Source organism: Bradyrhizobium sp. I71, from assembly GCF_022354745.1.
Classification (GTDB): Bacteria; Pseudomonadota; Alphaproteobacteria; order Rhizobiales; family Xanthobacteraceae; genus Bradyrhizobium; species Bradyrhizobium liaoningense.
Genome location: NZ_CP059398.1, coordinates 3,674,535 through 3,688,149 on the forward strand (window position 1 = coordinate 3,674,535; position 13,615 = coordinate 3,688,149).

12 protein-coding genes are annotated in these 13,615 nt (G+C 65.3%); 6 read left to right on the forward strand and 6 right to left on the reverse strand.

The genetic code is table 11. The features are described from left to right. Positions 1 to 148: 148 nt before the first annotated feature. Both FJV43_RS17830 and FJV43_RS17835 read right to left on the reverse strand, forming a co-directional pair. On the reverse strand, positions 149 to 742 hold the full coding sequence (locus tag FJV43_RS17830; protein ID WP_239629463.1) for a DUF4337 domain-containing protein: 594 nt from the start codon (positions 740 to 742) through the stop codon (positions 149 to 151). An 83-nt stretch (positions 743 to 825) separates the two neighbouring features. After that, positions 826 to 1,791: a tyrosine recombinase XerC gene (locus FJV43_RS17835; protein ID WP_239628942.1), complete on the reverse strand. Its 966-nt coding sequence runs from the start codon at positions 1,789 to 1,791 to the stop codon at positions 826 to 828. Between the two features lie 112 nt (positions 1,792 to 1,903). On the opposite strand from FJV43_RS17835, the gene FJV43_RS17840 reads away from it, so the two are divergent. After that, positions 1,904 to 4,114 carry a primosomal protein N' gene (locus FJV43_RS17840; RefSeq protein WP_239628944.1) on the forward strand — a complete coding sequence of 737 codons (2,211 nt, stop codon included), beginning with the start codon at positions 1,904 to 1,906 and terminating at the stop codon, positions 4,112 to 4,114. A gap of 317 nt (positions 4,115 to 4,431) precedes the next feature. On the opposite strand, the gene FJV43_RS17845 is transcribed toward FJV43_RS17840, so the two are convergent. Next, positions 4,432 to 4,932, reverse strand: a complete 501-nt coding sequence (locus FJV43_RS17845) for a septal ring lytic transglycosylase RlpA family protein (protein WP_239628946.1) — start codon at positions 4,930 to 4,932, stop codon at positions 4,432 to 4,434. A gap of 650 nt (positions 4,933 to 5,582) precedes the next feature. Between FJV43_RS17845 and FJV43_RS17850 the strand changes: the two genes are divergently transcribed. From FJV43_RS17850 to FJV43_RS17870, 5 genes are all read left to right on the forward strand, one after another. Continuing rightward, positions 5,583 to 6,143 carry a F0F1 ATP synthase subunit delta gene (locus FJV43_RS17850; protein WP_131874110.1) on the forward strand — a complete coding sequence of 187 codons (561 nt, stop codon included), beginning with the start codon at positions 5,583 to 5,585 and terminating at the stop codon, positions 6,141 to 6,143. After that, on the forward strand, positions 6,143 to 7,672 hold the full coding sequence (gene atpA / locus FJV43_RS17855; RefSeq protein ID WP_239628948.1) for a F0F1 ATP synthase subunit alpha: 1,530 nt from the start codon (positions 6,143 to 6,145) through the stop codon (positions 7,670 to 7,672). The genes FJV43_RS17850 and atpA overlap by 1 nt, the downstream gene beginning before the upstream one ends. A 150-nt stretch (positions 7,673 to 7,822) precedes the next feature. After that, positions 7,823 to 8,695 (forward strand): F0F1 ATP synthase subunit gamma, encoded by an 873-nt coding sequence (locus tag FJV43_RS17860; protein WP_061880208.1) that lies wholly within the window; start codon positions 7,823 to 7,825, stop codon positions 8,693 to 8,695. Between the two features lie 177 nt (positions 8,696 to 8,872). Next, a complete protein-coding gene (gene atpD, locus FJV43_RS17865; protein WP_131874106.1) occupies positions 8,873 to 10,306 on the forward strand; it encodes a F0F1 ATP synthase subunit beta in 1,434 nt (477 codons plus the stop codon). Positions 10,307 to 10,393: 87 nt separating this feature from the next. Then, on the forward strand, positions 10,394 to 10,801 hold the full coding sequence (locus tag FJV43_RS17870) for a F0F1 ATP synthase subunit epsilon (protein WP_239628949.1): 408 nt from the start codon (positions 10,394 to 10,396) through the stop codon (positions 10,799 to 10,801). Positions 10,802 to 11,072: 271 nt separating this feature from the next. On the opposite strand, the gene FJV43_RS17875 is transcribed toward FJV43_RS17870, so the two are convergent. The 3 genes from FJV43_RS17875 to FJV43_RS17885 all read right to left on the reverse strand — a co-directional run bounded on the left by FJV43_RS17875 (position 11,073) and on the right by FJV43_RS17885 (position 13,482). Beyond that, positions 11,073 to 11,573, reverse strand: a complete 501-nt coding sequence (locus FJV43_RS17875; RefSeq protein WP_239628951.1) for an RNA pyrophosphohydrolase — start codon at positions 11,571 to 11,573, stop codon at positions 11,073 to 11,075. A 102-nt stretch (positions 11,574 to 11,675) separates the two neighbouring features. Next, complete coding sequence (locus FJV43_RS17880) at positions 11,676 to 12,182, reverse strand: RNA pyrophosphohydrolase (protein WP_239628953.1); 507 nt, start codon at positions 12,180 to 12,182, stop codon at positions 11,676 to 11,678. A 76-nt stretch (positions 12,183 to 12,258) separates the two neighbouring features. Next, entirely contained in the window at positions 12,259 to 13,482 is a 1,224-nt protein-coding gene (locus tag FJV43_RS17885; protein WP_239628954.1) for a divergent polysaccharide deacetylase family protein, read from the reverse strand. Positions 13,483 to 13,615 lie beyond the last annotated feature (133 nt).

The window sequence follows — 13,615 nt, forward strand, 5'->3', positions numbered from 1 at the left end:
GGCCGCTTCTTCAGCGGCCCTCGAAGGGCGACGGCCCGGCTCTCTCTGCGCGGTGGCAGCTCATCCTTCGAGGCTCCCGGCGCGATGCTTTTTGCATCGCGCCACTCGCACCTCAGGATGACGGGATTAATAGCGTCGGCCGTAGCCCTCAATGCAAATGCAACAGATGCGGCCACCACAGGCCGAGCGCGGTCATGATCAGGCCGGCGACCGTCAGCACGCCGCTGACATAGGCCAGCGCGAGCATGCCGGTGATGATGGTGGCCGAGGCCAGCACGATGCCGATCTGGAAGGCGGCTGAGGCCAGCTCGAAATGGTGGTATTTCGCGGTCGCCTCGTCGCGCGCATGCTCGGCGTGCTTGGCCTTCTCCGCGAGTTGCTCGGTGCCTTCGCCGGTCTCCGGCTCGGAGCGGTAGCGCTGTGCGGTCTTGGTCCAGTCGTCGATCTGCTTCTGCACGGCCGGCTTCATGGTGGCGTCGTCGGCCAGCGAGCCCAGCGTCAGCTTGCCCTGCTCGGCCGCGGTAATCACCACGGTGCGGCGGATGCTCTTGGCCTGGAAGAATGCCCAGAGATTGGCACCCTCGACGTTCTTGCTGATCGATTCGGTCTGGGCGGCCTTGCCGAGCGTCTCCGAGATCGCCAGGAACAGCGCCAGCACCGCGATCAGCAGCGCGATCTTCTTGTTCGAGCCGGACGCGTGCTCAGCGTGCTCGGCGTGCTCCATGCTTTCGTGGGCGCCCATCATGTCTCTCCTGCATCGGTTCCCACGATTTGACCGAACCGCGGCTGCTGCGCAAGAGGCACGCGAGCTATGACGAGAGTGTGTCAGCGCCGCGGATGCGCGCTCGCGTACACTTCCAGCAGTCGCTCGGAATCGATGCCGGTATAGACCTGCGTGGTCGAGAGCGAGGAATGCCCGAGCAGTTCCTGGATGGCGCGCAAGTCGCCGCCGCGCGAGAGCAGGTGCGTGGCGAAGGAATGGCGGAGCGCGTGTGGCGTGGCGCTGTCGGGAAGGCCCAGCGCGCCGCGCAGCCGCTCCATCGCCAGCTGGATGATGCGCGGGCTCAGGGGGCCGCCGCGCGCGCCGACGAAGATCGGCCCATCCGCCGGCAGCGGATAGGGGCACATCGCGACGTACTCCTGCACCAGCTCCAGCACGTTCTGGAGCACCGGCACCATGCGCGTCTTGTTGCCTTTGCCTGTCACGACCAGCACATCGCCTTCGCCGGGACGCGGCACCTCGCGGCGCTTCAGGCCCAGGGCTTCCGAGATGCGCAGGCCCGAGCCGTACAACAGCGCCATCACCGCAGCGTCGCGCGCCAGGATCCAGGTCTCGCGGTCCTCGCCGGCGCGCTCGTCGGCGTCGGCCAGGCGTTTTGCGGAGGCCATCGGCAGCGGTTTCGGCAGGCTCTTCGCAACCTTTGGCGCGCGGATTGCGGACAATGCACCGACCTTGCCCTTGCCCTCGCGTTCGAGGAAGCGGCCGAACGAGCGCAGGCCCGCGAGCGCGCGCATCAGGCTGCGGCCGGCAATGTCGTCGGCCCTGCGCATCGCCATGAAGGCGCGGATGTCGGTGGCTTCCAGCGCCGCGAAGCGCGCCAGCGTGACGCGCTCGCCCCAATGATTGCTGAGGAAATCCAGGCACTGCCGCAAGTCGCGGCCATAGGCCTCCAGCGTCTTCGGCGACAGCCGCCGCTCGGCGCCGAGATGCGACAGCCAGCGTGCCATCTCCTGCGCGATCGAGGGATCGGCGCTGGCGAGCTCGATCTGTGGGGCGGCCGCTTTGCTCATGCGCTCTGGACGTGGTGATTCCGTACAGTATATCGCATCACACTCGTTTATCGTTCGCTAAGGCCGGCCCGTGGCGCTAGCCTTGAGCACCCCCGGTTCCGATTCTCCCCTCATGGATCATTCGTCGCGCAGCAACGCCGCCCCCGCCAACGCGACCCGCATGGTCGACGTGCTGGTGCCGGTCGCGCTCGACCAGACCTATTCCTACAAGGTGCCGCGCGGGATGGAGCTGAAGGCGGGCGATCTCGTCGGCGTGCCGCTCGGTCCGCGCGAGGTGCTGGCGGTGGTCTGGGGCGAGAACGCCAATCCCGATCCGCGCCTGCACAATCGCCTCAAGGAGGTCAGCGAGAAGCTCGACATCCCGCCGCTCAAGCCCGAGCTGCGCCAGGTGGTGGATTGGGTCGCCAATTACACGCTGAGCCCGCGCGGCATGGTGCTGCGCATGTGCCTGCGCATGGGCGAGAATCTCGGCCCGGAGCGGGTGCGCGCCGGCGTTCGCCTGGTCGGCGATCCCCCGAAGCGCCTGACGCCGGCACGGCAGCGGTTGATCGCGGTGCTGTCCGACCGGCTGCTGCACGGCAAGTCCGAGGCGGCCAAGGAAGCGGGCGTCTCCTCAGGCGTGATCGACGGCCTCGTCGACGAAGGCACGCTCACGGTCGAGCCGATGCCGCCGCCTCCGCCCCCTCCCGCGCCCGATCCCGATTTCGGCCGGCCGGATTTTTCGCCGCTGCAGCGTGCCGGCGTGGATGCGATGCGCGCGCTCGCGGCCAACGGTACCTTCCACGTCGCGCTGCTCGACGGCGTCACCGGCTCGGGCAAGACCGAGGTGTATTTCGAAGCCGTCGCGGAAACCATCCGCCGTGGAAAACAGTCGCTGATCCTGATGCCGGAGATCGCGCTGACCGGCCAGTTCCTCGATCGCTTCGCGCAGCGCTTTGGCGTGCGGCCGATCGAATGGCATTCTGAATTGACGCCGCGCACACGCGCGCGCAATTGGGCGGCGATCTCCGGTGGCACCGCGCCGGTCGTGGTCGGCGCGCGCTCGGCGCTGTTCCTGCCCTATGCCAATCTCGGCCTCATCGTCGTCGATGAAGAGCACGACCAGGCCTACAAGCAGGACGACGGCGTGCATTATCACGCCCGCGACATGGCGGTGGTGCGCGCGCACATCGCCAGGATTCCGGTCGTGCTGGCTTCCGCGACGCCTTCGGTGGAGTCCGAGGTCAATGCGCGCAAGAGCCGCTACCAGCGCATCGCGCTGCCCTCGCGCTTCGGCGGCCAGCACATGCCGCATATCGAGGCGATCGATCTGCGGCGCGAGCCGCCCGCGCGCGGCCGCTTCATCTCGCCGCGGCTTGCCGGCGAGATCAGAATCGCGATCGAGCGGCGCGAGCAGGCGCTGCTGTTCCTCAACCGCCGCGGCTATGCGCCGCTGACCTTGTGCCGTGCCTGCGGCCATCGCTTCGCCTGCACCATCTGCGATGCATGGCTGGTCGATCATCGCTTCCGCCAGCGCCTCGTCTGTCACCATTGCGGCTTCTCGATGCCGCGTCCGCACATCTGCCCGAACTGTTCCGCCGAGGAATCGCTGGTCGCGGTCGGTCCCGGCGTCGAGCGCCTGCAGGAGGAGGCGGCCGCGCTGTTCCCGGAAGCGCGCACCATGGTGCTGTCCAGCGATCTCATCACCTCGATCGAGACGATGCGCTCGGAGCTCGCCGAGATCGCGGAGGGCCGCGTCGACATCATCATCGGCACGCAGCTCGTGGCGAAGGGCCACAATTTCCCGCGGCTCAATCTGGTCGGCGTGATCGATGCGGATCTTGGCCTCAGCAACGGCGATCCGCGCGCGGCGGAGCGCACCTGGCAATTGCTCAATCAGGTGATCGGCCGCGCCGGACGCGAGCAGGGACGCGGCGTCGGCTACCTCCAGACCCATCAGCCCGATCATCCCGTGATGAAGGCGCTGATCGCCTGCGACCGCGAGGCCTTCTACGACAGCGAGATCGAGCTGCGCGAGAAGACGCTCTATCCGCCGTTCGGCCGGCTCGCGAGCCTGATCATCTCGGCAGGCGACCGTCCGGGCGCGGAAGGTTTCGGCCGCAAGCTCGTCGCGCTGGCGCCGCGCGATGAACGCGTGGTGGTGCTGGGGCCGGCGGAAGCGCCGCTCGCCGTCATCAAGGGCCGCTACCGCTTCCGCATCCTGGTGAAATCGGCGCGCGGTTTCGATCTGTCGGACTATCTGCGCCGCTGGCTCGCGGTGTGCCCGAAGGCGACGGGCAATCTCAAGCTCGAAGTGGACGTCGATCCGCAGAGCTTCTTGTAGCGACACTCTCTCTCCCGCGTCATTGCGAGGAGCTCTTGCGACGAAGCAATCCAGAGTCTCTCGGCGGAAAGATTCTGGATTGCTTCGCTGCGCTCGCAATGACGGTGAGAGAGTGGTGCGCAAATCTCTCCTCGCGTGCCCCGGACGCGGCGCAGCGCCCTTCAGCTCTGCGCAGCAACGCGCGCGCGTTGCTGCTTGTCCGGGACACGCGCCGAGCCCAATAAAAAAGCCCGCGGTCCCCCAAGACCACGGGCTTGTCTCACGCGCGCAGCAAACTGATGGAAACTGCGCGTGTGAGGAAAGGCGTTGATCGCCCGTTAGGAGACGACTTCCGCGGTGACGCGGCCGACGCCGGCGCCGGTGAGGCCGATGGCGCGGGCAGCGCCCGTGGAGAGGTCGAGGACACGGCCACGAATGAACGGGCCGCGGTCATTGATGGTGACGACCACGCTCTGGCCGCGATGGGTGACACGCAGCTTGGTGCCGAACGGCAGCGAACGGTGCGCCGCAGTCATGGCGTTCTGGTTGAAGCGCTGGCCCGACGCCGTCCGGCTGCCGGACTCGTTGCCGTAAAAGGAAGCCACGCCGGAGAAGCTGCGGCCCGCGCCGGAGGTCGGCGTCATCGACGCATTGGCGTTGCGCCAATCGGAGGTCGCGTTGGTGTCGGTCTGGGCGTGGTGGCGGTGATGATGATGCCGGTGATGCCGGGATTTGGCGGAAGCTTCGGTGGCGGTTCCACCGACGAGAAGGGTTGCGGCGACGAAAGCGATCGCCGTACGCGGCCGGGTCACAAAGCCCAGCGTCTTCAAAGACAGCATTTACTGGTCCCTAAGCTAGTATTGCCACATATGTGGCTAGTGGAGCCCCCATCAGTTTGTGAGCGGTTTGGCGTTTCGATTCCCAATGAGGCGTGAATTGGGCAGTAAATTGGGTATGTTTCGTCATGAAACATCTTGTTACCGTTGTGCGATAATCAGAGGATGTTCCGTAATCTTTGGCTTTAACGATTCATTAACCTCATGATTACTTCTAAATACTGTAAATCGAAGTGATCGTTTCGATTGTTCAGAATTCGGTAAGTATTCGGCCAGTGGAACCGGCGGCGTCGGAATCACGCCTCAGTGATCCGTGTTCATGGCCGCTATGCGCTGGGGGCAGGAACCAACCGCCGGGAGGCTTCCGGCAATTTCCGCGACGCGGGAGGTCGTCGGTCCGGACGCGTCAGCGCCGCCCTCGCGGCGTCGTTCGCTGCGACGAACTGGCGAGAGAACCTCGTGCCTTTAATTTGGCGTCATGTTGCACCTGCGCGCCTGCTATGTTAGCAAAGCCGCGATTTTAACGAGCCCGGCACCTCCCGTGCTGGTCGAAAATCGAAGTCCCGCTTGAATTCCAAGGGCTTGGATCGCTAGGCGCCGCTTCGTGGCGACGGTTTTTCCCTTGCGAGTTTGACAGCAAAAAGAGCGCGTCTGTGGCTGCAGAAGATACGTCCGTTTCTGGTGTGTCCGGCCGTTATGCAACGGCCTTGTTTGAACTGGCCCGCGACCAGAAAGTGGTCGACGAGGTCAAAGCCGATCTCGACAAATTCGATGCCTTGCTGAACGAAAGCGCGGATCTCAAGCGCCTCGTCCGCAGCCCGGTGTTCGCGGCCGACGCCCAGTCCCGGGCCCTCTCGGCCGTGCTGGCCAAGGCCGGCATCGCCGGCATCTCCGCCAACTTCCTCAAGGTGCTGACCGCCAACCGCCGCCTGTTCGTGGTGGCCGACGTCATCCGCGGCTACCGCGCCCTCGTCGCCAAGTTCAAGGGCGAGACGACGGCCGACGTCACCGTGGCGGAAGCGCTCTCGGACAAGAATCTCGATGCCCTCAAGGTTGCCCTGAAGTCGGTGACCGGCAAGGACGTCGCGCTGAACGTGAAAGTCGATCCCTCGATCATCGGTGGCCTCGTCGTCAAGCTGGGCAGCCGCATGGTGGATGGTTCGCTTCGCACCAAACTCAATTCGATCAAGCACGCGATGAAAGAGGCAGGCTGATGGACATCCGCGCCGCGGAAATTTCCGCGATCCTCAAGGACCAGATCAAGAATTTCGGCCAGGAAGCTGAAGTCTCCGAAGTCGGACAGGTGCTGTCCGTCGGCGACGGTATCGCCCGCGTCTACGGTCTGGACAACGTCCAGGCCGGTGAAATGGTCGAGTTCGAGAACGGCACCCGCGGCATGGCGCTGAACCTCGAAACCGACAACGTCGGCGTCGTTATTTTCGGTGCCGACCGCGAGATCAAGGAAGGTCAGACCGTCAAGCGTACCCGCGCCATCGTGGACGCGCCCGTTGGCAAGGGCCTGCTCGGCCGCGTCGTCGACGCGCTCGGCAACCCGATCGACGGCAAGGGTCCGATCCAGGCCGAGAAGCGTATGCGCGTCGACGTCAAGGCGCCCGGCATCATTCCGCGCAAGTCGGTGAGTGAGCCGATGGCGACCGGCCTCAAGGCGATCGACGCCCTGATCCCGATCGGCCGCGGCCAGCGCGAGCTGATCATCGGTGACCGCCAGACCGGCAAGACCGCGATCGCGCTCGACACCATCCTGAACCAGAAGCCGCTCAACGCGCAGCCCGACGAGAACATCAAGCTGTACTGCGTCTACGTCGCCGTCGGCCAGAAGCGTTCGACCGTCGCCCAGTTCGTGAAGGTGCTGGAAGAGCAGGGCGCGCTCGAATATTCGATCGTCGTCGCCGCCACCGCCTCCGATCCGGCACCGATGCAGTACATCGCGCCGTTCACCGGCTGCACCATGGGCGAGTACTTCCGCGACAACGGCATGCACGCGGTCATCATCTATGACGACCTCTCCAAGCAGGCCGTCGCCTACCGCCAGATGTCGCTGCTGCTGCGCCGTCCGCCGGGCCGCGAAGCCTATCCGGGCGACGTGTTCTATCTGCACTCCCGCCTGCTCGAGCGCGCGGCGAAGCTGAACAAGGACCAGGGCTCGGGCTCGCTGACGGCGCTGCCGATCATCGAAACCCAGGCCAACGACGTGTCCGCCTACATCCCGACCAACGTCATCTCGATCACCGACGGCCAGATCTTCCTGGAAACCGACCTGTTCTTCCAGGGCATCCGTCCTGCCGTGAACGTCGGTCTGTCGGTGTCGCGCGTCGGTTCGTCGGCGCAGACCAAGGCCACCAAGAAGGTCGCCGGCAAGATCAAGGGCGAGCTCGCGCAGTACCGCGAAATGGCGGCGTTCGCGCAATTCGGCTCCGACCTCGACGCCTCGACCCAGCGCTTGCTCAACCGCGGTTCGCGCCTGACCGAGCTGCTGAAGCAGCCGCAGTTCTCGCCGCTGAAGATGGAAGAGCAGGTCTGCGTGATCTGGGCCGGCACCAACGGCTATCTCGATCCGCTCCCGCTCAACAAGGTGCGCGCGTTCGAGGACGGCCTGCTCTCGCTGCTGCGCGGCAAGCACGTCGAGATCCTCAACTCGATCCGCGACACCCGCGACCTCACCGACGACACCGCTGCCAAGCTGAAGTCGGTTGTCGAGGGCTTTGCGAAGTCATTCGCTTAAGAAACAACCGTCATGGCCGGGCTTGTCCCGGCCATCCACGTCTATTGGCGTGCAAGACGGGACGTGGATGCCCGGGACGAGCCCGGGCATGACGACTGGGATAGGCTAGTGGCTTGGCCGTAATGGTCGAACCGCCGGGGTGAACGAAGAATGGCGTCACTTAAAGACATGCGCGTCCGCATCGCCTCCACCAAGGCGACGCAAAAGATCACCAAGGCCATGCAGATGGTCGCAGCCTCGAAGCTGCGCCGTGCGCAGACCGCCGCGGAAGCGGCGCGTCCCTATGCCGACAAGATGAGCGCGGTGATCTCCAACATCGCCAGCGCCGCCGCGGGCTCGCCCGGCGCGCCGGTTCTGCTGGCCGGCACCGGCAGGGATCAGGTTCACCTGCTGCTGGTCTGCACCGGCGAGCGCGGCCTGTCCGGCGCCTTCAACTCCTCGATCGTGCGCCTGGCGCGCGAGCGCGCCCTGGCGCTGATGGCGCAGGGCAAGGACGTGAAGTTCTTCTGCGTCGGCCGCAAGGGCTACGAGCAGCTGCGCCGCCAGTTCGACAAGCAGATCGTCGAGCATCTCGATCTGCGCAGCGTTCGCCAGCTCGGCTTCGTCAACGCCGAGGACATCGCCAAGAAGGTCCTGGCCCGCTTCGAGGCCGGCGAGTTCGACGTCTGCACGCTGTTCTATTCGCGCTTCAAATCGGTGATCGCGCAGATCCCGACCGCCCAGCAGGTGATCCCGCTGGTCGTCGAGGAGAGCGCTGCTGCCAGCACCACGTCCTACGAATACGAGCCGGAAGAGGATGAGATCCTCACCCGCCTTCTGCCGCGCAATCTCGCGGTCCAGATCTTCCGCGCGCTGCTCGAGAACAACGCCTCGTTCTACGGTGCGCAGATGAGCGCGATGGACAACGCGACGCGCAACGCCGGTGAAATGATCCGCAAGCAGACGCTGGTCTACAACCGCACGCGTCAGGCGCAGATCACCAAGGAACTGATCGAAATCATCTCGGGCGCCGAGGCCGTCTGATCAAGGCGCGTCGGTACCCATCATACGCAACATCCCGGTCAAGCTGACCGTGGTCTAACGAGCATGATCCGGAAAAGTGGGAACCGGTTTTCCGCAAGATCATGCTCAAAAAGCAAACTAGCTCATGATCCGATCTGATCGGATCATGAGCTGAATTCGGATCGAAGGAGACATTCAATGGCAGCCCAGGTCGGTCGCGTCACCCAGGTCATCGGCGCCGTCGTCGACGTGCAGTTCGAAGGCCACCTCCCGGCCATTCTCAACTCGCTCGAGACCAAGAACGGCGGCAACCGCCTGGTGCTCGAAGTCGCCCAGCATCTCGGTGAATCCACGGTGCGCACGATCGCGATGGACACCACCGAAGGTCTGGTCCGCGGCCAGGAAGTGACCGACACCGGCGCGCCGATCCGCGTTCCCGTCGGCGAAGGCACGCTCGGCCGCATCATCAACGTCATCGGCGAGCCGATCGACGAAGCCGGCCCGGTCAAGTCGGAAGGCCTGCGCGCCATCCACCAGGAAGCACCGAGCTACACCGACCAGTCCACCGAAGCCGAAATTCTCGTCACCGGCATCAAGGTCGTCGACCTGCTCGCGCCCTACGCCAAGGGCGGCAAGATCGGCCTGTTCGGCGGCGCCGGCGTCGGCAAGACCGTGCTGATTCAGGAGCTGATCAACAACGTCGCGAAGGCGCACGGCGGCTACTCCGTGTTCGCCGGCGTCGGCGAGCGCACCCGCGAGGGCAACGATCTCTATCACGAGTTCATCGAGTCCAAGGTCAACGCCGATCCGAAGAATCCGGATCCGAGCGTGAAGTCGAAATGCGCGCTGGTGTTCGGCCAGATGAACGAGCCGCCGGGCGCCCGCGCCCGCGTCGCGCTCACCGGCCTCACCATCGCCGAAGACTTCCGCGACAAGGGCCAGGACGTGCTGTTCTTCGTCGACAACATCTTCCGCTTCACCCAGGCCGGCTCGGAAGTGTCGGCGCTGCTCGGCCGTATCCCGAGCGCCGTGGGTTATCAGCCGACGCTCGCCACCGACATGGGCGCGCTGCAGGAGCGCATCACCACCACGCAGAAGGGCTCGATCACCTCGGTGCAGGCCATCTACGTTCCGGCCGACGACTTGACCGACCCGGCGCCCGCGACCTCGTTCGCGCATCTTGACGCGACCACCACGCTGTCGCGCTCGATCGCCGAAAAGGGCATCTACCCGGCGGTGGACCCGCTCGACTCGACCTCGCGCATGCTCTCCCCGCTGGTGGTCGGCGAGGAGCACTACGCGGTCGCCCGTCAGGTCCAGCAGGTGCTGCAGCGCTACAAGGCGCTCCAGGACATCATCGCCATTCTCGGCATGGACGAACTCTCGGAAGAGGACAAGCTGACGGTGGCCCGCGCCCGCAAGGTCGAGCGCTTCATGTCGCAGCCGTTCCACGTCGCCGAGATCTTCACGGGATCGCCGGGCAAGTTCGTCGAGCTCGCCGACACCATCAAGGGCTTCAAGGGCCTGGTCGAAGGCAAGTACGATCACCTGCCGGAAGCCGCCTTCTACATGGTCGGCACCATTGAAGAAGCCGTCGAGAAGGGCAAGAAGCTCGCCGCTGAAGCGGCTTAAGGGGCGAATGGCGAATTGGGAGTAGCGAATAGTCCGCTGCTCCCGACCGCCACTCGCTATTCGCCACTCGCTATTCGCAGGTTTCCCATGGCCACCTTCCACTTCGATCTCGTCTCTCCGGAAAAGCTCGCCTTCTCGGGCGAGGTCGATCAGGTCGACATCCCCGGCGTCGAGGGTGATTTCGGCGTGCTGGCCGGACATGCGCCGGTCGTGGCCGCGATCCGTCCGGGTATTCTCACCATCACCAGCGGCGGCAGGCACGAGAAGATCATCGTGCTCGGCGGCATCGCCGAGGTCTCCGACAAGGGGCTGACCGTGCTCGCCGACGTCGCGACGTCGCTGGCCGAGCTCGACCGTGCGCAGCTCGCCGAGACGATCGCGGAGATGGAAGAGGGACTGAAGGAGCACGAAGGCGGCGAGCTCGATCACGCCATCGAGCGGCTCGACCACTTCAAGAGCATCCAGCAGCAGCTCAGCTCCACGGCTATGCACTAAGCCCCGGGGCACCGCTCCGGGGCTCAAGCCTGCAAATCCCGAACAGGTTCAGCGCTCGTCACGACCGTGGCGGGCGCTGAGACTTTATTGCGGGATCGCTGGAGCTGCCGCCGATTTTATCGCGACGTGTCAAACACTTCGCTACTGTGCATGGGGTTGTTTTCGCAGTTTTGGAGCATGATCCGGAAAAGTGTGCAGCGGTTTTCCGAAAAGATCATGCTCAAACAATAACCTAAAGCGCGATGACGATTGTTCCTAATCGCATCGCGCTTTAGCTTGCGAAGGCTGCAAACTCTCTCGCCACCGCCCGGTAGACCTCACGTCGGAATGGCACCACGAGATCGGCGACACGGTCGAGGCGCTCCCAGCGCCAGGCGTCGAACTCGGCGGGCTGGCCGTTGCGCGGTGTCAGCGGATCGATCTCGTCATCGCGGCCGGTGAAGCGCAGCGCGAACCATTTCTGGCGCTGGCCTCGGAATTTCGCCAGCCGGTGCGTCTGCGGCCCGTCGTAAGGCGGGAATTCGTAGGTGAGCCAGTCGGTCTCGCCGAGAAAGTCGGCGCTCACGACATTGGTCTCCTCCCAGAGCTCGCGCATCGCCGCATCGCGCAGATCCTCGCCCTCGTCGACGCCGCCCTGCGGCATCTGCCAGTCGAGCCCCGGCAGGACGATCTCCGGCCCGTCGCCCTTGAAGCGGTGGCCGATCAGCACACGGCCGTCGGCATTGAACAGGGCGATGCCCACGTTGGGGCGGTAGGGCTTTTCATTGGTCACGCGCGGATCCCTTGCCGTCATTCCGGGGCGATGCGAAGCATCGAACCCGGAATCTCGAGGCTCCGGGTTCGATACTTCGTATCGCCCCGGAGCGACAGTGGATCATTCATCCGCCAGCGCAGAAAATTCCTTCACCACGCGCTCATAGACCGGGCGCTTGAAGGGGATGATCAACTCAGGCAGATTCTTCATCGATTCCCAGCGCCAGCTCACGAACTCCGCCTTGTGGCCGCCACCGCCGGGCTTCTCGACGTTGATCTCGCTGTCCTTGCCGGTGAACCGCACCGCGTACCATTTCTGGCGCTGGCCGCGGTAGCGGCCCTTCCAGGCGCGCCCCGCAACCGTGCGCGGAATGTCGTAAGTGAGCCAGTCCGGGACTTCGCCGAGCAGCTCGACCGAGCGCACGCTGGTCTCCTCGTAGAGCTCGCGCTTGGCGGCTTCCCAGGTGTCCTCGCCGGGGTCGACGCCGCCCTGCGGCATCTGCCAGACATGGGTGTCGTCGACATGCTCGATGCCGCCGGCGCGGCGGCCGATGAACACCAGTCCCTTTGGATTGAGCATCATCACACCGACGCAGGTCCGGTAGGGCAGATCCTCGTAACGCGCCATTCCGCCAGACCTCTCGCATGCCTCAGGTCCGGCTTGATGCGGCCCCGCGGGAGCCGTGCCGTACCAATTCGTTGATTTAGCTGGATTTTGATTTCAGCATCGCGGTTGTCAATGGCACCAAAAGGATACCTCGGTCGCCCAATGTCTTGGTCCAGGCGCCGATGCGCTCGATCGAGACGGGCAGGGCCGAGGCCGTGCCGACAGCGATGCCGCGTTCTCGTGCGGTCGATTCGAGCTTGTTCAGAGCGCGGTCGATCTCGGTCGGCGTCGGCACCACGTCGATGGCGATGTCGCCCTTGCCGAACGGCATGGCCTGGTTCGCCGCGGCCTGGGGCGCGATGCTGCGCGGCGAGGAGCCGTCGTCGAAGAAGCCGAGGCCGCGCTTGGCGGCCTCGCGGATGATCGGCTGCATCGCCGGCTCGGTCGCGATGAATCGCGCGCCCATGAAATTGGTGAGGCCGGCATAGCCCTGCATCCGGCTCAGGTGCCAATAGAGACGGTCCATGTTCTGGTCGGGGCTGAGCGAGGTCAGCAGCGTTTGCGGTCCCGGATCGTTGTCGGGGAAGTCATAGGGCTCCATCGGGATCTGGAGGAAGATCTCGTGGCGCTGCGCGCGGGCGCGCTCGGCGAGCTTGCCGGGGTCGGCGCCATAGGGCGTGAAGGCCAGCGTCACCGCCGCCGGCAGCTTCATGATCGCGTCGGTGGTCTTGGCGGCGCCGACGCCGAGGCCGCCGATCACGATCGCCACCACCGGCATCTTGGCGGCCTTGGCGCGGTCGGCGTCCGCCGCATAGACGTCGAACGGCTTCAGCCCGTCAGCGGCCACCGGGATCATGCCGTAGCGCGATTTCTCCAAGAGCTTCGGATTGATCCCGGCCATGACGGGCGGCGGGGCGGATGCTGCCTCGCCCTTGTCGGCGGCATCGCCACCGCCGATCACCACGTCGTGGCGGGCGCCGGTCGAGCCGTCGATCATGGTGATGGTCTTCTGCTCACCGGGGGCGGCCTGCTTCGGCGCCTCCTTGGTCTCGTGCTTGCCCTCCGGCTTGCTCTCCGAGCCGTGGCCGGAGGCCGCCGGCTTCTCGTCCGTGGCATCGGGAGCGCGGATCGCGATCCGGGTCATCGGCTCGCCGCCGAGCGGATCCTTGTTGAAGATGGCGAAGCCGGCAAAGGTGAGGAGGAAAAGTCCGAGCAGGACGGCAAGCAGCTGCATGGCCGTGAACGGCAGCCGCAGCCGGCGTTTCCGGCGCGGCTTGTCCTGTCCGAGCGGCGCGCTCAGATCATCGGCCGTTTCAGTCATGCGAGATCCCGAATCACTCCAGCCGACGATACCATGCCGAGGTCAAGCGGCGGCAGGCCGGGATAGGCCGGGGGATCGGACTTGCAAGCAAAAGGGCGGCTCCAGGAGCCGCCCTTTTCGTCAGATCGCGGAA